This is a genomic window from Natronorubrum marinum, assembly GCF_052040125.1.
GTDB lineage: Archaea > Halobacteriota > Halobacteria > Halobacteriales > Natrialbaceae > Natronorubrum.
The window spans coordinates 919,608-940,796 of record NZ_JBPPFV010000001.1 but is presented as its reverse complement, the minus strand read 5'-3'; the positions used below and the strand labels follow the sequence as shown (position 1 = coordinate 940,796).

Genomic DNA, 21,189 nt, shown 5'->3' with positions numbered 1-21,189 from the left:
GGGTCTGAAAGGGGCTGGTACGGTCGATCCCTCCCGGGCGCAGTAAGGACCGCAGCGAAGCGAGGACCGCAGCAAGCCCCGGAGGGTCGAGCGTGCCAGGGGCTTTCGTGGTGGTCTCGATCGTTCGGAAGAACTCGACACCGAACTCGAGTCCGACGACTAGCCGGCGTACCAACAATTAAGCCGATTCCGCGTGATATCGAGCATATGAAACTCGGGACGGGCCTGTTCACCGCCCAGCGGCGGCCCGACGACGACCGCGAGGCGAGCGAACTGTACGACGAGATCCTGACGCTGAGCCGCGAGATCGAGGCCGCGGGGCTCGACAGCGCCTGGGTGTCCGAACACCACTTCGCCGACGACGGCTATCTCTCCGCGACGATGCCGACGCTGGGGGCGATGGCCGCCGAGACGGAGGACCTCGAGATCGGTAGCTGCGTCGCGCTCGGGCCGCTGTACGATCCAATTCGGCTCACGGAGGACGCCGCGACCGTCGACCTGCTTGCCGACGGCCGACTGACGCTCGGGCTCGCCATCGGCTCGAACCCGCGGGAGTTCGACGTCTTCGGCGTGCCGCGGGACGAACGCGCCGACCGCCTCGCCGACCTCGTCCCCTTCCTCCGGGCCGGCTGGGGCGAGGGTGATCTCGACTACGAGTCGCCGTTTCACGACGTGCCCCCGAATGTCTCTATCACGCCGAAACCGACCGACGGGTCGGTGCCGATCATGCTCGGCGGCGGTGCGAAACCCGCCGTCCGGCGCGCCGCGCGAACGGCGGACGGCTGGTGTGCTCCCTCCTCGCTCTCGATCGAGGGCGTCCGCAAGCGCGTCGAGGATATTCGACGAGTTCGCGAGGAGGAGGGCCTCGCGGACGGGGACGACGACTTCACGATCTACGTCCTCCAGCACGGCTGGGTCGGCGACTCCCGCGAGGACGCCTGGGAGACGATGCGCGACGGCTACTTCTACATTCAGCGACGCTACGCGGAGATATTCTCGGGCGAGTCCCTCGACGAACTCGAGGACGAACGCAAGCGCGAACTGAAAGAGCAAGCCATCTTCGGCACGCCAGCACAGGTTGTCGACGAACTCGAGCGCTATCGCGACGCGCTCGACGACGATATCCACTTCATCTTCCGGACGTACCATCCGGGCGTCGGCACCGACGAGATGATCGACTGCGTCCATCGGCTCGGAAGCGAGGTCGCTCCGCAGCTTCGGTGACGCCGCTCTCGAACTGTTTCCGTGAGCGTGGCCGGTACTCGAGTCGTTTCCGGCGACGGAACTGGCACTCGTGCCGTCAGAACGCGACGGTCTCGAGTATGCCGTCCTGAATGCGAACCGCCTGTGGCAGGTAGAAGTCCTCCAGCGCGTGCAGCGGGACCGGCGCGTCGAAGCCGGTTACGCGCTTGATCGGCGCCTCCTGGTAGAGAACCGCGCGCTCCTGGATCGTCGCCGCTACTTCGGCGCCGAGACCGCCGGTCTTCGGCCCTTCGTGGGCGATCACGGCTCGGCCGGTTTTCTCGAAGGAATCGACGATGGTCTCGATGTCCAGCGGCGACAGCGTCCGCAGGTCGACGACCTCGACGTCGACGCCGTACTCGTCGGCGACGTTGTCCGCGGCGATGAGCGTCGGCCGGGTCATCGCGCCCCACGCGTACACCGTGACGTCGCTTCCCTCCCGTCTGATCGCGGCGTCGCTCAGCGGGACCTCGTAGGATCCCGTTGGAACGGCCTCCCGAAACGCGCGATAGATCAGTTTGGGCTCGAGGAAGACGACCGGGTCGGGGTCCCGGATCGCCGCGGTGAGCAGCCCCTTCGCGTCGGCCGGCGTGCTCGGGGCGACGACTTTCAGTCCGGGCTCGTGGGCGAAGAACGCCTCCTTTGACTCGGAGTGGTGTTCCGGCGCTCGAATCCCGCCGCCGTAGGGCATCCGAACGACCATCGGTACCGTGTACGCGCCGTGGCTCCGACTGCGAAACCGGGCGGCGTGACTGACGAGTTGATCGAACGCGGGATAGGAAAAGCCCATGAACTGTATCTCCGCGACCGGCCGCATGCCGGACAGCGCCAGTCCGATCCCCGTGCCGACGATTCCGGACTCCGCCAGCGGCGTGTCGACGACCCGATCGCCGCCAAACTCTTCGTAGAGGCCCTCGGTGGCGCGGAAGACGCCGCCGTTCTTGCCGACGTCCTCGCCCAGCACGACGACGCGGTCGTCCGCCGACATCTCCGTGTAGAGTCCGTCGCGAACCGCTTCGACGAGGGTGAGACGCTCCGCATCGGACTCGGTGGACCCACCGGAGCCGTCCGACTCGGTGGACTTGCCGGAGCGGTCGGACTCGGCGGAGTCGGCCGAACTCATTCTAGCACCTCGGAGAACGCGTCGTCACCGTACTTCTCGCGGAGCGCGTTCAGCTCCGCTCGCTGCTCGCGGAGGCGCGCCGGCGGTTCGTCGTAGACGTGGTCGAAGAGGCTATCGGGATCGGTCGCTGCCGACTCGGCCGCGGCGATCGCGTCGTCGATTTTCGTCTCCACGCGCTCGGTGATCTCGTCGTCGCGCTCGTCGTCGAGGAGCCCCTCGGCGTAGAGGTAGTTTCGCAGGCGCTCGAGCGGATCCTTCTCCCGCCACGCGTCGCCTTCGTCGTCCTCGCGATAGACCGACGGATCGTCGGCGGTCGTGTGCGCGCCGTACCGGTACTGCACCGCCTCGATGAGCGTCGGCCGCCGCTCGCCGTCGGTTGGCTCTTTCGCCTTTTGGAGGGCCGCCCGCGTGACTTCGTACGTGGCCAACGGGTCGAGTCCGTCGACACGCACGCCCTCGATTCCGTAGGCCTGTGCCTTCTGCGCTAACGTCGCGCTCGCCGTCTGGCGCTCGCGGGGGACCGAGATCGCCCACTGGTTGTTATTGCAGACGAACACCGCGGGCACGTCGAAGACGCCCGCGAAGTTCAGCCCCTCGTGGAAGTCGCCTTCGGAGGTCGCCCCGTCGCCGAAGTGACACAGCACGGCCTCCTCGACCCGGCCCTGTAGCTGGTGGCCCCAGGCCATCCCCACGGCCTGTGGCAACTGCGTCGCGATCGGGATGTACTCCGGGAGGACGTTGACGTCGTCCGGAATCGCGTAGCCGTCGCGGTGGCCGCGAAGCGGTTTCAACAGCGACTCGAGTGACATCCCGTGGACGTACTTGGCCGCGTGTTCCCGATAGGTGGGGAACAGCCAGTCTCGGTCCTCGAGGGCGTAACTCGTCGCGACCTGTGCGCCTTCCTGTCCCGTCATCGGCGCGTAGGTCGCGATTCGTCCCTGCCGCTGGAGGCTGATCGCCCGCTCGTCGAATCGGCGCGCGAGCGCGATGTCTTCGTACATCGAGCGGAGTTCCTCGGCCGAGAGGTCGGGCGCCGACGCGTTCGGCAGGACCTTCCCGTCCCCGTCTAAGATCCGAATCGGTTCGTCATCGGTTTGCGTGAGTTCGTTCGCCTTACTCGCATCTACGTCTTCGTGCGTGCTCATTGGTTGGTGGTAGCTGACCGGTGGCTGCTCGTAATGCTGTACCACGGTCGGTCTGGATGACCCGGGGATCGGTGAGAACGACGCCCGCGAGTCAGGACCAGAGCGTGTGACCGACGCGAGCGCGTGTGTCGCCTCGCATCGGTGCGTCGGCCGCCAGGGTAAATGTAACGGGGAATGTCGCGCTGAAATCGGTGACGAGATGTCGGAGTCGCTCGGTCACGGCGCGCCCTTCCTGGCTCCTGGCGGTTGCCATATCGTCTACAATTGTGGAGATAACACTTAATAGTTGCGCGAGACGCGGCGACCGTCGAACGGGTACCGAACGAAGCCGATCGACGAGAAATCGGTTCACGGACCGGGAACCGGGGACCGGTTATCGGGGATCGGGAATCTGGAGCAAAATTCGGCGACCATTCGACGCGTCGCTTCCGGTCGAGCAACCGCGAGAACACGTCGATGCGAGCTATCCCGTCTTGTACACGCCGCGAGCGTCCGCGATCAGCGTCTCATCGTCTTCAGCGTAGACGTCCACGTCGACCACGCCGACGTCGCTGCCGCAGCGAACGACGTCCGCCTCCGCGTAGAGGTCGCCGGTGCCGGCGCTGAGATAGTCGATCCGCATGTCGATCGTCGGCACGGGCTGGTCGACCTCCGAAACCAGCGCCGCGCCCCCGACGGTGTCCGCCAGCGTGAACGTGACGCCGCCGTGGGCCATCAACCGGTCCTCGTTCCAGGAGAGCTCCTCGGTCATCTCGAGACGACCCTCGGCGTGGCCGTCGGCGCAGTCGGTGACGTCGATTCCGAGCAGGGATGCAAAGGGCATGCCTTCGAAGAACGCTTCGGTGTCCATGCGTGACTCGTTTCCCACGAGTCATAATAAAAGTACCAGGGCGAGCGAACGACCGACGGTGCGGCTACCAGGGGAGTGACCGACCGTCGCTCGAGTTTGGTCGCGCTGTCAGCGGTGGTCGTGGACCCGTTTTACCTTCCCGACTTCCGTGCGTTCGATCGTCCCGTACTCGACCAGCTCGAGATCGTCGGGCGTAACCGACAGGGCGTTCTGTAACCGTCCGAGAACCTCGTCGCGGAGTCGGTCGACGTCGCCGTCGAACCCCTCGGCGAGTTCCACGGTCAACTCGAGAGTGTCCAGGTTGGTCTCGCGGTCGAGGTCGATGCGGTAGTAGGGGGCAACGGCGTCGAACTCGAGGACGACGGCCTCGATCTGACTGGGATAGCAGTTGACGCCGCGGACGATCAGGAGGTCGTCGGCGCGGCCGGTGACGCCGTCCATGCGGGCCATCGACCGGCCGCAGTCACATTGCGCCCGCGTGAGCGTCGTGAGGTCGCCGGTGCGGTACCGAAGCACCGGCAGGGCTTCCTTCGTCAGCGACGTCAGGACGAGTTCGCCCTCCTCGCCCTCGGGAAGCACCTCGCCGGTCCGCGGATCGATCACTTCTGGGTAGAAGTGATCCTCCCAGACGTGCATGCCGGCCTGGGCCTCGCACTCGACGGCGACGCCGGGACCGATCAGTTCGGAGAGGCCGTAGTTCTCGTACCCCCTGACGCCGAGTCGGTCCTCGATCGCCTCGCGCATCGGCTCGGTGCAGGGCTCGGCGCCGTAGAGCACCGTCGAGAGCGGGAGTTCGCGCGGGTCGACGCCCATCTCCGCGGCCGTCTCGGCGAAGTAGAGGGCGTAGGACGGCGTACACGCGAGCGCGTCGCTCTCGAGGTCGCGTGCGAGTTCGACCTGCCGTTGCGTGTTGCCGCTCCCGGTCGGAATCACCGTCGCGCCGAGTTCCTCGGCGCCGCCGTGAAAACCGAGGCCGCCCGTGAACAGGCCGTAGCCGTAGGCGTTCTGTACCGTGTCGCTCGCATCGAGCCCCGCCGCGGCCATCGAGCGGGCCATCACCTCGCTCCACAGTTCGAGGTCGCCCTCTGTGTAGGAGACGATCTTCGGTTTCCCGGTCGTCCCCGAGGAGGCGTGGATCCGCCGGAGTTCGTCGTCGTCGACGGCGAACAGACCGTCGGGATACGTCTCGCGGAAGTCGGCTTTCGTCGTAAACGGCAGGGACCGGATGTCATCGATCGAGCCGACGTCCGCGGGGGAGATCCCGGCGTCGTCAAGGGCCCGCCGGTAGAACGGCACGTTCTCGAAGGCGTACTCGACGGTGTCACGAAGCCGATCCGACTGCAACTCCCGCAGTTCGTCGCGAGACCTGTACTGGGTAGTGTCTGCCATGTGCCCGTACTCGAGGGACGGTATCGAGTACCAAAGAATTTGGTTTTTCGACGGCTCGGCCGTCATCTTCGGTAGTCGAGGCGCATTACGGGGTCGAGTGGCACGGGAAAAACGGTGCGGACGACGCTATCGATCGCTCGAGGGGGCGATGGACCTACGGTCGCTCGCTGAGCGAACTGGAGAGTGGAAATGACAAGTGAACGTAACGAGTGGCCGGACTGATACCCCAAGCGGTTCACTCGAACTTTTCGAACGGCTGGTCGCAGCTATTGCAGTAATGCATCGACCGACAGAGCGACGGTCCCTTCGGGTGCTCGCGGACGGTGTCGGTCGACTCGCAGTAGGGACACTCGGCACCCGTGGTCTCCCCGCTGGTCGTGACGCTCGGATCGAGATCCCGTCTCATATACTGAGCCCGAACTCTCGCAGGTTGTCTTTGCCCCGTTCGGTCACCATCTCGACGGTCCACTCCGGACTCCAGACGAGTCGCAACTCGGCGTCGTCGACGCCGTCGACGGCGGCGACCGCGTCTTCGACGTCTCCCGTGAGCATGTCTCGAGCGGGACAGCCCGAGTAGGTAAGCGTCATGTCGACGGTCACGACGCCGTCGTCGACGCTGACGCCGTAGATCAGGCCGAGATCGACGATACTGATCGGCATCTCGGGGTCTTCGATCCCGTAGAGGGCGTCCCACACGTCGGCCGCGAGGCCGGTCGCGTCGTCGCCGGTCGCGGGAAGGTCGTCGCTCGCCTCGCCCTCGCGGTAGTCGGTGTACGCACAGGGCGTGGCGTCGGTGTCGTCCGGGATATTGCTACTCATTACGGTTACTCTGGTTTGTCCATGATTCTGGTCGTCTCGGTGCGCCCGAGTTCGCGGTAGGTGCGGGTAAACTCGTCGTACAGGTCGAACCACGCGTCGGTGTGGGTTCCGTCACGACCGCGCTCCTCGGGGAGCATCTCCTCGGTTACTTCGAACTCAAACTCGTCGGTATCGTCGCCCACGCGGCCGTCAGCCGGTAGCTCGAGGTCGAGCGACTCCAGATACGGCACGACGATCGAGAGCCACTCCTCACCCATCTCCTCGAGGGTCGCGTCGCGAAGGCCGAGGTCGACGATATCTTCCTCGACAGCGGGATCAACCGGTTCAAAGAGCGTAAAGGCGTACGGGAACAGCCGGTCGAGTGCGTCCTGCAGGCGCTCGTGGCCCTCGTCGCCGTCGGCGAGCCGTTCGAGCCAGTTCTGGGCGTGCTCTAAGTGGTACTCCTCCTCGCTGCGAATCTTACCGACGCGGTCGGCGATCTTCGGGTGGGTGGAGTCGACGAGCGCCTCGAGTCGGATCGCTTCGGCGACGTCGTACAGGTACGACCGAAGGATGGCGTCGGCCCAGTCTCCGTCTTCGAAGGGGCGTTCGACGAGCGTACTGTGCCGGAAGTCGGCCGGATCGCGCTCGTAGACCAGTTCGCGCTCTTCGAGCCCGACGTCGCCGAGGACGTCGTACCACAGGCGGGCGTGGCCGAGTTCGTCCTGAGCGTTGTTCGCCAGCGCGAGGTCGGACTCGAGCGTCGGCGCGCGGACCTGCCACTCGGTGTAGCGCTCGGCCAGCACGAACTCGTCGTCGGCCAGCCGTTTCAGCAGCGTCTCGAGGGCCGTTCGCTCGCGCTCGTCCAGTTCGTTGGGGTTCTCGAGGCTCGTCGCCATCAGTCGTCACCCCGCTGTCGCTCGGCGGTCGCCTGCTCGTCTTCGGATTCGACGACCTCGCGGGCGTCCTCGCCGGTCGTCTTGTACGTCGTCGCCCAGCGGTAGGCCTTGTCGGTCGTCCCGCCGAACGCGACGTCTTCGGCGTCGATCTCGCCGACCTCGTCTCTGGGCACGACCCAGAGGCTGTTAGTCGGCTTGCGTCGGCCGTGCTGGATGGCGGCGAACTGCTTCGCCATCTCGCGGTCCGGCGCGTGGACGTTGCCGCAGTGGGTGTGATACTGGCCGGTCTTCTCCTGACGGAACACTTCCCAAATCATGGTCAGTCGGCCGCCTGCGGCGCGTGGCCGCCGGCGGCGGTGGCGTCGCTTTCGATCGTGTTACGGACCCACTGGACGGCCTCCTGTGCGGCCTTGCGGCCGTTGATCTGGCCGAGGCCGGGCTCGTAATCGTTCTTCGCGATCGTGAAGAACTCGTCCCAGTCGAGGTCGCCCTCTTCGACCTCGTAGGTGCCGTCGTCCAGTTCGCGGATGCGCGGTTCGTCGGGAATCTCGAGGCCGTAACTTCGCGCCTTCGGAATGTACTGATCGAGGAAGGCGTTGCGCAGTTGGTCGTTGGACTGCTGTTTGAGTCCCACCGAGGCCGCGAAGTCGTGGTGGGTGCTCTTGTCGTCGGTCGGTCCGAAGAACTGGATGATGCGGGGCCACCACTCCTCGAAGGCCGACTGGGTCAGTTCCTGTTCTTTCTTCGAGCCCGACATGAGTTCGCGGAGGATGTCCTCGCCGTGTTTGACGTGGAACCCTTCCTCGAAACACACCTTGTCCATCGCGTGAGCGTAGGGCTCCCAGCTCGTTCGGCGGAGCGTCGCCTGTCGGCGCATCGCCGCCCCGTCGACGAAGAAGGCGATCATCGGCGTTTCGACCCAGTCGGTCATCTCGTAATGGAAGCAGTTCAGGAACTTGCCGTCGCCGTTCGCGAGGTCGTCCAGCATCTCCTCTCGGGTCTTGACGCCGAGGGACTCCGCAGCGCGGTAGAGCAACTGCCCGTGGCCGATTTCGTCTTGAACCTTCGCGGAACACGCCAGCTTTCGATCGATACTCGGCGCCTGCCGGATGAACGGACGCTCCAAGTACGCGCCCATGATCTCGCTGTTCGCGTGGAATTCGATCATCCGGGTCGCCGCCTTCCGGTACTCCTCGGGGAGGTCGTCGGCGGGGCTAAACTCCCGCGGCCCCGCGCGTTCTTTGACTGTGTCCAGGTCCATCGTTTCATCCGAATGAACGCTGTATACGCCCTTAGAAATTGACCGCCATATAACGAGGTTTTATATATTGGTGGCTGGTAACGGAATCCATACGTCCGCATGATCGACGAGTGTCTCGCGGTCGAATTCCGCGTTCGGAACGACGATTGCCCGCTTTCGGACGCGACTCGAGCGGTCGATGTGGAGGTCGGTGCCCAGCCACCCCAGCACCGCAGCGACGGCTACGATCTGCTCCAGTTCGGGTCGCCGAAGAGCGAGGAACTCACTCGCGTCCTCGACGACGACGACCGAATCTCGTACCTGCACGTCTCGAGGACCGACGGTCGCTACCGGTATCGCTGTCTCTCCAAGGAGCCCTGCGTCGTCCACCGGCTGATCGACGGGGGCCTCATCGTCGAGACGCTGCGGTACCGCGACGGCGCGGCGATGATCTTCGGCGCGGTCGTCGGCCGCGACGTCCTCAAGGGCGTCATGGAGGCGGCCGGCGAAACCGTCGGCGTCAAACTCGAGCGCGTCTATCCCCTCCAGTCCGAAGCGAAGGAATCGCCCAGCCATCGGTGGGACCTCACGCCGGCCCAGGAGGAGTGCATCCGCGCGGCCCTCGAACTGGGCTACTTCTCGATTCCGCGGGAGACCACCTCGGAGGCGGTCGCCAACGAACTCGGGATCAGCAAATCGGCGTTTCTCGAGCGGCTCCGGCGCGGCGAGGCGGCGCTGTTCCGGCAGATCTTCAGTTGAGGTTCTGGCTTCGCTAACTACTTGATTCCTGATGCGGTGTGATACCGTATGGCAGATACAGACGCCGTTCGCCAGCGTATCGAGAGCGACGCCTACTGCGACATGCTCGGGATCGATCTCGTCTCGCTCGAGCCGGGGACGGCGAGTACCCGACTCGAGGTCACCGAAAACCTGACGAACTTTCACGGAACGCCCCACGGCGGGGCGATCTACTCGCTCGCCGACGCGGCCTTCGCCGCCGCCTCGAACGCTGACGGAGAGACGGCGGTCGCGCTCGAGACGAACGTCTCCTATCTCGAGGCCGTCGAGGTGGGAACCGTGCTGACCGCGACGGCCGAGGAAACCCACGGCGGCACGCGAACCGCCGAGTACGAAGTCGTCGTCACCGACGAGGACGACGACCGTATCGCGACCTTCCGCGGACGGGTGTACAAGCCGTAGCGTTCCCGTCGGACGACGGAAAAACAGGCAATCTCGTCGAACCGCTCCCTACGTGGTGACGCCGAGGTACTTGTCGAGGATCTCCTCGTCCGCTCGCAACTCCTCGGAGGTGCCTTCGTAGACGACCTCGCCCTGATTGATGACGTAGTTGCGGTCGGCGAGTTCGAGACAGACGTGGACGTTCTGTTCGACCAGTAAGACGGTGATTCCCCGGTCGTTGAGCTCGGTGATGATATCCATCACGTCCTGGACGATGTAGGGAGCGAGCCCCTCGGTCGGTTCGTCGAGCAGGATGAGATCGGCGCCGCCGACGAGGGCGCGGGCGATCGCGAGCATCTGTTGTTCGCCGCCCGACAGCGACGACCCGGCGTTTCCCGCCCGCGCTTGCAGGTTCTCGAACATCTCGAGGGCCTCGCCAACCGAGAGCGAGTCGACGTTCGGCGCGCCGCCGTAGGCGGCGAGTTCGAGGTTCTCGCGGACGGTCAGCTCCGGGAAGATCTGGCGCTCCTCCGGAACCAGTGCGAGTCCCTTCTTCGCCGTTTCCGTGGCCTCGAGGGTCGAAATGTCCTCGTCGCGGTAGGTGACGCGGCCGCCCGTCGGCGTGAGAATGCCCATGATGGTCCGGAGCGTCGTCGTCTTGCCCGCCCCGTTGCGGCCGACGAGCGAGACGATCTCTCCCTCGGCGACCGACAGCGATAGGTCTCGCAGGACCTGCGTCTCGCCGTATCCCGAGTAGATACCCTCGATTTCGAGCAGCGGCGGAGCGCTCATTCCATCATCCCCCCGAGATAGGCGTCCTGGACGTCCCCGTCCGCGGCGATTTCGTCGGGCGTTCCCTCGGCGAGGATCTCGCCCCGGTTCAACACGGTGATGCGGTCCGAGAGTTCCATGACGAGTTCGATGTCGTGTTCGATGAGCAACAGCGTCTGATCGACCAGCACCTCCTCGATCAGTTCGATCGTCTCCTGGGTTTCCTCGACGCTCATGCCCGCCGTCGGCTCGTCGAACAGCACGAGCTCGGGCTCGGTCGCGAGGACGACGCCGATCTCGAGGCGTCGCTTGTCGCCGTAGGGGAGTGCATCCGCCGTTTCGTCGGCGACGGCTTGGAGTCCGATCCGCTCGAGGACGCGATCGGTTCGATCGTTCATCTGGTCGTACCGGTCGGTCGGTTTGAACAGCGACTGGAGGAAGTTGTACTGGTCGCGGTCGAGCGACTGGGAGGCCAGCCTGACGTTCTCGCGGACGGTGAGCCCGCCGAAGATGTTCGATATCTGGAACGAGCGACCGATGCCTCGGCGGACGCGTTCGGACGGCGAGAGCGTCGTGATGTCCTCGCCGTCGAAGTACACCGCGCCCTCGGTGGCGGGGAGTGCGCCGGTGATGAGGTTGAACAGCGTCGTCTTTCCGGCGCCGTTCGGGCCGATAATGCTCCGGAACTCGCCGTGTTCGACCGTCAGGTTGATCCGATCCGTCGCCGTGAACTGCCCGAATTTCTTGACCAGCTCTTCCGTCTCGAGGATCGTCTCTCCGGCGGTTCGCGGATTCGTTTCGGTGGTTTCCATCGCCATTAGTCGTCACCTCTGACGCTCGATTCGTCCGGTGCTGGTTCAGTTTCCGAACCGGGTCCGGACCCACCCCACACGTAGGGTGCGAGTTGGGCCGGCAACGAGACCAGCCCCCGCGGGAGGAAGATCACGAACAGGACGAAGATCGTCCCGAGGACCAGCCGCCACCGAGCCGTAAAGCCGGTGAGGATCTCCTCGAGGCCGAAGAAGACGCCCGCACCGATGATCGGTCCGTACAGCGTTCCCATGCCGCCAAGGATGACCATCACGATCACTTCACCGGAGTGGAGCCAGTAGGCGAACGAGGGCGTCGCGTAGCCCGAGTTGAGCGTGAAGAGCCCGCCGGCCAGACCGGCCAGCGCGCCGCTGATCACGAACGCGCGTCGCTTGTAGATGGTCGTTTCGTAGCCGATGAACGTGGCTCGCTGCTCGTTCTCCCGGATGGATTTGAGTACGGAGCCAAAGGGCGAGTTGAGCATCCGGCGAGTGAGCAGGAACGAGCCGACGAGCGCTCCCAGCGCGATGTAGTAGAACAGCGACCGGCCGGTCAGCGCTACCGGACCGACGAAGATTCCGATGTCGTGGAGTTCGATCCCCATCCCGGCGAGGCCGTAGTACGTCGAGAGGCCGAACTGCCCCTCCGAGCCGCCGGTTAGACCGAACGGATCCCGGTAGAGCATGTTGTAGAACAGCTCCGCGAACGCGAGCGTGATCATCGCGAAGTAGACGCCGCCGACCCGGATCGAGAGGAAGCCGACGAACCACGCGATTGCCGCGGAGATGACGATGGCGAGACCGATCGCGACGAACGCGGACTGGCTCACGTGTAACAGCGTGATCGCGACGGCGTAGGCGCCGAGCCCGTAGAACAGCGCGTGACCGAGCGACACCAGTCCCGTGTAGCCCATGACGAAATCCAGGCTGAGCGCGAACAGGCCCCAGATGATGATCTCGATCATGAACGTGACGGCGTACGCCGAGTAAAACGTCCCCGCACCGAGGGGAACCAGCGCTAACAGGGCGACCATGGCGATTCCCAGCCGTTTCCGGGTCCGATTGGTGAGGAGTCCGCCGTCGGTACCGGTCAGCAAGTCGCCACCTTCCTCTTCCGTTTCGACGCCGAACAGCCCGCGGGGCCGAAAGAGGAGCACGGCGATCATCAGCAGGAATATCACTAACCCTTCGAAGATCGGCGCGTAATAGCGCAAGAGCGTCTGAATGATACCGACAGCGAGACCGCCGACGACGGCACCCTTGAAGCTCCCCAGCCCGCCGAGGACGACGATGACGAACGCGGGAATAATGACCGACATCCCCATCTCGGGACTGACGGTCTGGTAGCCGCCGAGGATGATCCCGGCGAAGGCGGCGAGCGCCGCACCCATGCCGAACACGAGCGAGTAGTACCGGTCGATGTCGATCCCGAGGTTGCGGACCATCTGTCGGTCCTGCGAACCGGCGCGGATAATCAGCCCGTACTTCGTGTACTCGAGCATCGCCCAGACGGCCAGCGCCATCGCGCCGCCGAAGACGATGATGAACGTGTTGTAGACGCTGGCGTTGATCCCGAGAATGTCGATCGTTCCCGTGATGATCGTCGGAACGGGGAGGCTGACGCTCCCGGGCCCCCAGACCAGGTATATCAGGTCGTTTATTACCAGTACGAGTCCGAACGTGAGCAGGATGTGATACAGCGGGTTTCGCCCGTACAGCGGCCGAACCGTGTATCGTTCGATCGCGACGCCGACGATGCCGACGAGCAACGGGGCGACGAACAGGGCGACGAAGAACGCCGTTCCACCGAACGGAACGACCAGCGCCAGTGCGAAGTACGCACCCAGCGCGAACAGTTCGCCGTGTGCGAAGTTGATGACGTGCATGACACCGAAAATCACCGAGAGTCCGGCGGCCAACAGCACGTATACGACACCGATCGTCAACCCGTCGAACAGCGCCTGCGAGAGTGAGCCAATCATAGGTTTACCGAATCGGGAGGCGAACGCTCGTCTTACAGTTCACAGCCCGTCTCCTCACAGTCGGGTGCGGCCTCTTCGCCGGACAGTTCCTCGAGGAGTTCGACCTCGGCGAGTTCGCCCGAGTCCGGTTCAGTACATTCGCCCATCCAGACCGGGTTCATCGCCTGGTGGTCGCACTCGCGGAACTCGTTCGGGCCGAAGATCGTTTCGTGTTCCATCCCCGGGAGGGTCTCCGCGACCGTCGACGGATTCCGCGATCCGGCCTCCCGAATGCCGTTCGCGACCATCCGGATCGATTCGTAGCCGACGCGCGAGAAGTTGTCCGGCGGATCATCGTACTCGGATTCGTAGGCCTCGACGAACTCCTGATTGTCACCGGTTTCGATCTCTGGAATGTACCGAACGCCGCTGTAGGTGTTGTAGGCTCCTTCGCCGGCACCCGCCCGAACGGCTCGGAACGAACCGGTCGTCGTCACGATGGGGAGTTCGTCCTGCAGTCCGCGTGAGCTGGCCTGCGAGAGGAAGATTGCGAGGTCGGCTCCGGTCATTCCCACGACCAGCGCGTCGGCCTCGTCGCTGACGTCCGCGATCTGGCTGATGAACGCCTCGAAGTCCGTCGACCCCGGATCGGAGCGCGTCAGACCGACCTGCTCGTACTCGTCGCTGATCGACTCCATCCGCGTCTCGACCTCGTTCAGGACCGATTCCCCGTAGGCGTAGTCGGCGATGTGGTAGACGATCTGGTCGCCGAGTTCGTCGGCAGTCCACTGGGCCATTACCTCCGCGATCTGTGCGGTGTTCGTCTCGAATCGGAACACGTACTCATTACAGTTCTGACCCGTAATCGACGTGTCCGCCGCGCCCGGCGTGTAGACGACCTCGTTCTCGAGTGCGAAGTCGTTGATCGCGAGCGCGGCCGAACTCGAAATACAGCCGGTGATGAACTGCGCCCCGTCGGACTGGACCGCCTGTTCGGCCCGCTGGGTCGCCGTCGCCGGATCGAGTTGCGTGTCGTATTCGCTGTACTCGATCGTAAAATCATACTCGTCGCTTTCGTTGATCTCCTGGATCGCGAGTTCGGTGCCCTGATGTCGTTCTTTGGCGAGGTCGGCGAACTCCCCCGTGAACGGCTCGAGGACTCCGAACTGCACCGTATCGAAGTCCTCGTCGTCTTCGTCACCCATTTCGTCCGGATCGCCGACACAGCCGGCCAACCCGGTGATTCCGGCGACCCCACCAGCGGTAATCGCCTTGAGAATATCACGTCTACGCCCCTGTGACTTGCCACCTCGAGTCATACCCTCTGTAGAGTATAGCCGACTATAAAAATCGACCCCGTTTTATGGTGGTTTTATAAGTATATGTTGACCGTATAAGGGTCACCCAACAACATGCAGATATCTGTGCTCACCGGCTCACTACGGTACCATCACTCGTTCTGACATAACAACAGACAGCGCTCGCACGCGTCCAACGGACGGTCCCGGTTCACGAGCGGCGAGCCGACACCGGAGCTAATCGCGGCAGCCGACGAACTAGACGTCGATATGCTCTTGCGGCCGGGTTCGGGCGGTGGGATAAACGATGTTTGTGTGTCCTCTCGGAATCGACAGTGAGCGCTCGGCCGACTGCGTTCTATCACTCTCAGTGTTAATCAGTGCCACGTGTGCACACCCCATGATTTATCTCGAGGCGCTCCGGATTGTTGAGTGAGGATGAGTTATAAGCAGATAGAGACAGCCCCACGAACGGAGATTCGGGAGTTGCAGAACGAACGACTCCGTGAAACGGTGCGCCACGCCTACGAGAACGTCGACTACTACCGCGAGGCACTCGATGCGGCGGGCGTCGAACCCGAGGACGTGCAGACGGTCGACGACATCGACAAGCTACCGTTTACCACGAAAGAGGATTTCCGCGCTGAGTACCCGGACGGCCTGTTCGCCGTCGACGACGACGAACTCCGGCGGATCCACGCCTCCTCGGGAACGACCGGCAAACCGAAGATCGTCTCCTACACCCAGGGCGATCTGGACGTGTGGAGCGAAGTCGTCGCTCGCTGTCTCGCCGCATCGGGAGTCGAGCCGGGGGATACGGTCCAGAACGGCTACGGCTACGGCCTATTCACGGGCGGCCTCGGGCTCCACTACGGGATCGAAGAACTCGGCGCGACGGTGATCCCGATCGGCGGCGGACAGACCCAGCGGCAGGTGGAGTTGTTACAGGACTTGGAGAGCGACGTCCTCACCTGTACGCCGTCGTACGCGCTGTACCTCGCGGAGACGGCCGCGGAGATGGGTATCGACGTCAAGGATCTCCCAGTGTCGACGGTGCTCTTCGGCGCGGAACCCTGTACCGATCCGATGCGCGAGGAGATCGAAGAGCGACTCGACGTGACCGGCATCGACATCTACGGGCTCTCGGAGATCATCGGCCCCGGCGTCTCCAACGAGTGTCACGAAGCCCAGGAGGGCCTGCACATCTGGGAGGATCACTTCTACCCCGAAGTGATCGACCCCCAGACCGGCGAACCGCTCCCCGAGGGCGAGGAGGGCGAACTCGTGTTAACCACGCTCACGAAGGAAGCGCTGCCGGCGCTTCGATACCGCACTGGCGACCTGACGACGCTAACGTACGACGAGTGCGACTGCGGCCGAACCATGGTCCGGATGGACAACGTCACCGGCCGCGCCGACGATCTCCTGATCGTCCGCGGCGTCAACCTCTACCCCAGCGAGATCGAAGACGTGGTTCTCGAGTTCGACGCCGTTGCCCCCTACTACCGTATCGACCTCGATCGCGAGAACAACTTAGACACCCTCGAGCTCACGATCGAACGCGAACCCGAGTTCGACGGGGACGTCGAAGACCTTCGCGATCAGATCCTCACCCGCCTATCGAACGTCCTCTCGTTTACGCCGGACGAGCTGGACATCGTCGATCCGGACAGCATCGAACGGACGGAAGTCGGGAAGGTAAAACGCGTCTACGACCACCGATAGCCGCGACGACGGTCGGATGAGTGGCGTCCGCTGGCGGTTCGAACGGGAGACACGCCATCAATCCTGCGCCGGGTCTCCGATTTCTCTCGCCGAAGTAAACTATTTGTACCGCGATTGGGATGTGCACATATGGCATACAGCTACGAGCCACACCACTTCGAAGACTTCGAAGCGGGCCAGGAGTTCCAGAGCGTCGGCCGAACCGTCACCGAATCGGATTTCGTCATGCACTCGGCGCTGGCCGGCGACTGGACGGAACTGCACACGAACAAGGAGTACGCGGAGGAAGGCCCCTTCGACGGCCGAATCGCCCACGGACCGATGACGTTCGTCCACGCGACCGGCTTCGTCTACCGGTCCGGGATCGTCGAACGCACGGCGTACGCGTTTCTCGGCATGAACTACATGGACCTCCCGAATCCGGTATACATCGGAGATACGATCTCACTCGAGATGGAAGTCAGCGAGACGAAAGACGTCGACCACGATGAGGCGGGGATCGTCGTCCTCGACACCGAAATGACGAATCAGGACGATACCGTCGTCTTCCAGGGCGACATGAAGTTCCTCATCAAGCGAAAGGAGTGACACACGTGACGTGACCGACGAGGCCGTGCGGTCACGATCCGGGAGAGCCATCGGTATAGCCTACCCGACTGTGACAGCCCCACCTTTTCGGGCGGGGCTTTCTCCTTGTACTTCCGTACAACTGTTCGTCATTGACGATTTCACCATCGGCCCGATTGGACGAGTGGGCACGCGAGGCAGTTGCGACGGTGAGAGACGCGGGTATCTTTCCGCTCTGCGACTACAGTATCTTAACAGATAATTAGCACGAATCGGACGCCGGAAGCTCATTCGACAAGACTGCTATCTCCTTCTACTAGAAGAGAATGATACTATGATATCTGAAAGAACTTTGGGATGAGTCTCGAGAGAAGGTTTGCGAAGTTCCATAGATGGTCCCGTATTGTTGGGAACGTTTGGGACTGACTGACTACGTTGGAGGTATCACGCCACAATATCGGAATAGGTGTATCTACAAGATAATAGTCGATGTTCCGGAGCTATTCCGCCACGATCCCGTTCAAATCCCATACACCGGAACCGAACCGCTACGTTGTGCGATCCCGGATGGCACGAGTACGTGAGCGACAGAGATTGAGATATAACTAACTATCAGATCCCTCAGTATATAGGTTACTATCCAGATAAATATAGATATTGTAATTCGGAGAAGTTCTGCGAGAGTGTAGTAGTGGAGGGACCGATCTACAACTCGAAACCCATCCAAAACAACTTTACAATGGAAATCCAATCTGGAATGTGACACGGGTAGAACCACGACCGGGACCGGCCGCCTGCGGCGATCGGTTCTCAGACGGTCTGGATTGAACGACTGCACACTCAGAGATTACAGATGGTGACGATAGCATGACCGACGACGAATCGCCGAACTGGGACTTTAAAGACCGCGATATCGCCATTTTGTGTGAGCTCTCGGACGATCCACAGCTCTCCTCGCGGGAGCTGACGAGCGTGCTCAAATCCGAGTACGACATCGACGTCTCACACGTTACCGTTAGCGAATCAATCCGCCGAATGCGCGACGAAGGCGTCTTTCGCGAGGCGATTATCCCCAACGAAGAGTACTATACCTTCGCGCTGTTCGAGTTCAAGTTCAACACCGAACACTTCGCCGACAGCTGGCGAGACGCGATGACACACATCAAAGAAGACAAACACACCCTGTTTTTCTTCCTCTCGGACGGCGAGTATCAGTGGAAAACCGTCATGATGTTCCGCGGCTCCGAACAGATTTCGAAGTGGATCCACAACTGCTACAAGGAACACGGCGACGTGATCGCGAACATCCGAAACTCGTCGGTCCATAACGTGTTGAAGTTCCGGACGGATCCGCGAATCTACGAGGGCCTACGGGAAGAACAGTCCGAATAGGACGCCCCGTCACGCTCGAGCATCGTCCCTGAAACGGAACGTCCGGGGTCCGACTCGGTTACGTCTCGTTCTCGTCCACGTCTCTGTCCCGAAACAGTCGATACGTGGTCCGACCGACGGCCGCCTCGCCGTCGGCGCCGGTGACGGAGACCTCGGTGACACCGGTCGTCCCGCCGGCCCGCACTACGGACGCTTCGGCGCGGAGATTACCCGTCGCCGGGCGGAGGTACGAGACGTTGAGATCGGTCGTCGTCAGGCGCGCCCGACTTGGCTCCTCGAAGGTCGTCCGCAGCGCGAACGCGCTGGCGGTATCGATCAGGGTCGCGACGATGCCGCCGTGGACCGGATTGTAGCCGTCGTTTCCGACCGGGTTCTCGAACTCTTCGTCGTGGTCGATGGTCAGGACGGCCGCCCCGTCCTCGAGTCGGTCGACGCTGATGTCGAGCCACGACAGGTAGCCGTGGCGCTCGACGAACGACGCCCACTCGGGCCAGTCGGTCGACGGATCCGGTTTCGGCTCCGGTTCAGGTTCCGGCGACATTTACTTGCCTTCGAACTCGGGCTCGCGATCCTCGGCGAAGGCCATGGTTCCCTCGAGCACGTCGTCCGTGCTGGTCAGGAGCCCGAAGCCTTGGCTCTCCATGGTCAGGGCGGCCTCGAGGCTCGCGTCTTCGCCCTCGTTCATGACCTTCTTGGCGACCTCGAGGCCGATCGGCGGGCCGTTACGGAGGTCGTCGACGAACTCCTCGACGGTCTCGTCGAACGCCTCGCGATCAACGGATCGGTTGATCAGGCCCCAGTCTTCGGCGCGGTCGGCGTCGATGTGCTCGCCGCGGAAGACCATCTCTTTCGCGCGGGTCTCGCCGAGGACGCGGAGGAGTCGCTGCGTACCGCCGCCGCCGGGGATCAGGCCGAGATTGATCTCCGGGGCGCCGAACTCCGAGCGCTCGGTCGCGAGCCGCAGATCGCAGGCCAGTGCGAGTTCGAGTCCGGCACCGAGACAGTAGCCGTCGATGTTCGCGACGACGGGCCGTGGGAAGTCGTTGACCGTCTCGAAGGCCGGCGTGACGTCCATCAGGTCGGTCGGTTCGACGCCGCTGAAGCCGGAGATATCCGCACCGGCGCTGAACGCGCGGTCGCCGGCTCCCTCGATCGTCGCACACCGAACCTCGTCGGTGTCGACCGACGAGAACAGGTCGTCGATCTCGGAGAGCAGGTCGCCTGAAAGAGCGTTCATGCGGGACGGTCGGTCGAGTTCGACTCGCAGCACGCCGTCCTCGAGTTCCGCGTTGAGGTCGTGATAGGAGTCGAGTCCGCCGTCGTCGCCGTCGTACTCGTAGAAGCCTTCGCCGGCGTCTTCGCCGGTCTTGCCGTCCTCGACGAGCTCCCTGAGGTAGGGGTGTGGCTCGAAGCGGTCGGAGCCGGTCTCCTCGTACAGGGTTTCGAGTTTCTCGAGAACCTTGTCGAGACCGATCTTATCCCCTCGTCGGCAGATGCCCTCGGGGAAGCCGAGCCCGAGTTGGACGCCCGTGTCGACCTCTTCGGGCGTGGCGACGTCCTCGCCGACGAGGAACGCCGCGCGGTTGATCATGCGCGCCTCGACGCGGAGCCAGTCGAAGTCGCCGGCATCGTCTGGCTGGTAGTCGGCACCGTCGCCGTCCTCGTAGTCGTAGAAGCCCTTGCCGGTCTTCTGGCCGAGCTCTTCGGCTTCGACCTTCTCCTCCGTGATCGGCGGGATCGGACTGCCGCCCTCCTTGCGGACGTGGTAGCCGACGTCGATGCCGGTGAGGTCGGCGAGTTCGAACGGCCCCATCGGGTAGCCCCGTTCGTGGACCATCGTCGCGTCGGCCTCGCGGATCGTCGCCTCTCCGTTCGAGACCATGAACGCGGGTTCGCCGCCGAACGGACCGACGATGGTGTTGACAACGAAGCCGCGGACGTCCTTGCGGACGTAGATCGGCGTCTTGTCGATCGACTCGACCCACTCGTAGCCGGCTTCGGCCGCTTCATCGCTGGTGTCTTCGCCGTAGATGACCTCGACTAAGTCCATCTTGACCGGCGGGTTGAAGAAGTGGAGACCGAGTACGCGCTCGGGCGTGTCGACGGCCTCCGCGATGTCCGTGATCGGGAGGCTCGAGGTGTTCGTCGCGAGCAGCGTCTCCTCGTCGCAGTACTCTTCGAGGTCGCTGAAGATGTCGTGTTTCAGGTCGAGGTTCTCCGGTGCGGCCTCGATGACGAGGTCGGCGTCGGAAACGGCCTCCTCGAGGTCGGTAGTGATGTCGATCCGGTCGAGAACGTCGTCGGCGGACTCGTCGATCAGTGCCTTCTCCTCGAGTTTCTCTAAGCTCCAGCGAATAGACTCGTAGCCGTCCTCGACGAACTCGTCTTTGATGTCACGCATCGTGACATCGTAGCCGGCCATCGCGGTCACTTCGGTGATCCCGTGCCCCATGTTGCCCGCGCCCAGCACGGCGACGCGGTCGATGCTGTCCAGTGACATGGTCGTGTGGTCTACCGGAATCGTCTTAATACCACCGACAGCGAATTAGCAATGTTAAGCACGTTGTTTCCGGTTGTTCCGCGCGTACGGAGTTTCGGGGTTGGGATGAACTTCGGTAACGGTGGCTCGGGTTTATTCCACGATGTCGTAACGAATACAGATCAGGATGAGCGGACTCGGGTCGATGAACGGATTGGTATCAATTCTCTGAATAGATCGAATACTGAAAACCACTTTGCGGTGGCACGCGCTGTCGGCTGCCGAACGAAAGTGAGGGCAGCCGGCAATATCGCGTGAGGTG

At 63.3% G+C, this 21,189-nt stretch carries 22 protein-coding genes; 6 read left to right on the top strand and 16 right to left on the bottom strand.

From position 1 onward, the window contains the following. Positions 1–207 precede the first annotated feature (207 nt). Positions 208–1,224 carry an LLM class flavin-dependent oxidoreductase gene (locus ACSFC5_RS04765; protein ID WP_440764098.1) on the top strand — a complete coding sequence of 339 codons (1,017 nt, stop codon included), beginning with the start codon at positions 208–210 and terminating at the stop codon, positions 1,222–1,224. Positions 1,225–1,300: 76 nt separating this feature from the next. Here the strand turns inward: ACSFC5_RS04765 and ACSFC5_RS04760 are convergent, their stop codons facing one another. The 10 genes from ACSFC5_RS04760 to paaA form a co-directional block, all read right to left on the bottom strand. Then, positions 1,301–2,365: an alpha-ketoacid dehydrogenase subunit beta gene (locus ACSFC5_RS04760; RefSeq protein ID WP_440764097.1), complete on the bottom strand. Its 1,065-nt coding sequence runs from the start codon at positions 2,363–2,365 to the stop codon at positions 1,301–1,303. Next, positions 2,362–3,510: a pyruvate dehydrogenase (acetyl-transferring) E1 component subunit alpha gene (gene pdhA / locus ACSFC5_RS04755; protein WP_440764096.1), complete on the bottom strand. Its 1,149-nt coding sequence runs from the start codon at positions 3,508–3,510 to the stop codon at positions 2,362–2,364. Before pdhA ends, ACSFC5_RS04760 begins: the two co-directional genes overlap by 4 nt. A gap of 91 nt (positions 3,511–3,601) precedes the next feature. After that, on the bottom strand, positions 3,602–3,763 hold the full coding sequence (locus ACSFC5_RS04750) for a hypothetical protein (RefSeq protein WP_440764095.1): 162 nt from the start codon (positions 3,761–3,763) through the stop codon (positions 3,602–3,604). Between the two features lie 210 nt (positions 3,764–3,973). Then, positions 3,974–4,360 (bottom strand): PaaI family thioesterase, encoded by a 387-nt coding sequence (locus ACSFC5_RS04745; RefSeq protein ID WP_090303276.1) that lies wholly within the window; start codon positions 4,358–4,360, stop codon positions 3,974–3,976. A 108-nt stretch (positions 4,361–4,468) separates the two neighbouring features. Beyond that, on the bottom strand, positions 4,469–5,749 hold the full coding sequence (gene paaK / locus ACSFC5_RS04740) for a phenylacetate--CoA ligase PaaK (protein WP_440764094.1): 1,281 nt from the start codon (positions 5,747–5,749) through the stop codon (positions 4,469–4,471). Between the two features lie 235 nt (positions 5,750–5,984). Further along, entirely contained in the window at positions 5,985–6,155 is a 171-nt protein-coding gene (paaE, locus tag ACSFC5_RS04735; RefSeq protein ID WP_175529220.1) for a 1,2-phenylacetyl-CoA epoxidase subunit PaaE, read from the bottom strand. Beyond that, positions 6,152–6,568: a 1,2-phenylacetyl-CoA epoxidase subunit PaaD gene (gene paaD / locus ACSFC5_RS04730; RefSeq protein ID WP_440764093.1), complete on the bottom strand. Its 417-nt coding sequence runs from the start codon at positions 6,566–6,568 to the stop codon at positions 6,152–6,154. Before paaD ends, paaE begins: the two co-directional genes overlap by 4 nt. A gap of 5 nt (positions 6,569–6,573) precedes the next feature. Further along, a complete protein-coding gene (paaC, locus tag ACSFC5_RS04725) occupies positions 6,574–7,446 on the bottom strand; it encodes a 1,2-phenylacetyl-CoA epoxidase subunit PaaC (protein ID WP_440764092.1) in 873 nt (290 codons plus the stop codon). After that, the gene (paaB, locus tag ACSFC5_RS04720) at positions 7,446–7,763 is read right to left on the bottom strand and encodes a 1,2-phenylacetyl-CoA epoxidase subunit PaaB (RefSeq protein ID WP_090303273.1); all 318 of its coding nucleotides are present in this window, start codon (positions 7,761–7,763) and stop codon (positions 7,446–7,448) included. The genes paaC and paaB overlap by 1 nt, the downstream gene beginning before the upstream one ends. A gap of 2 nt (positions 7,764–7,765) precedes the next feature. Continuing rightward, positions 7,766–8,707 (bottom strand): 1,2-phenylacetyl-CoA epoxidase subunit PaaA, encoded by a 942-nt coding sequence (gene paaA, locus ACSFC5_RS04715; protein WP_440764091.1) that lies wholly within the window; start codon positions 8,705–8,707, stop codon positions 7,766–7,768. 99 nt (positions 8,708–8,806) lie between these two features. Between paaA and ACSFC5_RS04710 the strand changes: the two genes are divergently transcribed. Continuing rightward, entirely contained in the window at positions 8,807–9,445 is a 639-nt protein-coding gene (locus ACSFC5_RS04710; protein ID WP_440764090.1) for a helix-turn-helix domain-containing protein, read from the top strand. 48 nt (positions 9,446–9,493) lie between these two features. Next, on the top strand, positions 9,494–9,886 hold the full coding sequence (locus tag ACSFC5_RS04705; RefSeq protein ID WP_440764089.1) for a PaaI family thioesterase: 393 nt from the start codon (positions 9,494–9,496) through the stop codon (positions 9,884–9,886). Between the two features lie 48 nt (positions 9,887–9,934). On the opposite strand, the gene ACSFC5_RS04700 is transcribed toward ACSFC5_RS04705, so the two are convergent. The 4 genes from ACSFC5_RS04700 to ACSFC5_RS04685 are packed head-to-tail and all read right to left on the bottom strand — an operon-like array spanning position 9,935 to position 14,725. Then, a complete protein-coding gene (locus ACSFC5_RS04700) occupies positions 9,935–10,657 on the bottom strand; it encodes an ABC transporter ATP-binding protein (RefSeq protein WP_440764088.1) in 723 nt (240 codons plus the stop codon). Then, entirely contained in the window at positions 10,654–11,454 is an 801-nt protein-coding gene (locus tag ACSFC5_RS04695; RefSeq protein ID WP_440764087.1) for an ABC transporter ATP-binding protein, read from the bottom strand. Before ACSFC5_RS04695 ends, ACSFC5_RS04700 begins: the two co-directional genes overlap by 4 nt. Continuing rightward, positions 11,454–13,427, bottom strand: a complete 1,974-nt coding sequence (locus ACSFC5_RS04690; RefSeq protein ID WP_440764086.1) for an ABC transporter permease — start codon at positions 13,425–13,427, stop codon at positions 11,454–11,456. The genes ACSFC5_RS04695 and ACSFC5_RS04690 overlap by 1 nt, the downstream gene beginning before the upstream one ends. A gap of 32 nt (positions 13,428–13,459) precedes the next feature. After that, positions 13,460–14,725 (bottom strand): ABC transporter substrate-binding protein, encoded by a 1,266-nt coding sequence (locus tag ACSFC5_RS04685; RefSeq protein ID WP_440764085.1) that lies wholly within the window; start codon positions 14,723–14,725, stop codon positions 13,460–13,462. A 417-nt stretch (positions 14,726–15,142) separates the two neighbouring features. Between ACSFC5_RS04685 and paaK (ACSFC5_RS04680) the strand changes: the two genes are divergently transcribed. The 3 genes from paaK (ACSFC5_RS04680) to ACSFC5_RS04670 all read left to right on the top strand — a co-directional run bounded on the left by paaK (ACSFC5_RS04680) (position 15,143) and on the right by ACSFC5_RS04670 (position 18,388). Next, on the top strand, positions 15,143–16,429 hold the full coding sequence (paaK, locus tag ACSFC5_RS04680) for a phenylacetate--CoA ligase PaaK (protein WP_440764084.1): 1,287 nt from the start codon (positions 15,143–15,145) through the stop codon (positions 16,427–16,429). Between the two features lie 129 nt (positions 16,430–16,558). Then, on the top strand, positions 16,559–17,017 hold the full coding sequence (locus ACSFC5_RS04675) for a MaoC family dehydratase (RefSeq protein WP_090303263.1): 459 nt from the start codon (positions 16,559–16,561) through the stop codon (positions 17,015–17,017). An 846-nt stretch (positions 17,018–17,863) separates the two neighbouring features. Beyond that, entirely contained in the window at positions 17,864–18,388 is a 525-nt protein-coding gene (locus ACSFC5_RS04670) for a winged helix-turn-helix domain-containing protein (RefSeq protein WP_440764083.1), read from the top strand. Between the two features lie 58 nt (positions 18,389–18,446). Here ACSFC5_RS04670 and ACSFC5_RS04665 read toward each other — a convergent pair whose 3' ends face one another. Beyond that, positions 18,447–18,929: a PaaI family thioesterase gene (locus ACSFC5_RS04665; RefSeq protein WP_440764082.1), complete on the bottom strand. Its 483-nt coding sequence runs from the start codon at positions 18,927–18,929 to the stop codon at positions 18,447–18,449. Then, positions 18,930–20,888: a 3-hydroxyacyl-CoA dehydrogenase/enoyl-CoA hydratase family protein gene (locus ACSFC5_RS04660; protein ID WP_440764081.1), complete on the bottom strand. Its 1,959-nt coding sequence runs from the start codon at positions 20,886–20,888 to the stop codon at positions 18,930–18,932. Positions 20,889–21,189 lie beyond the last annotated feature (301 nt).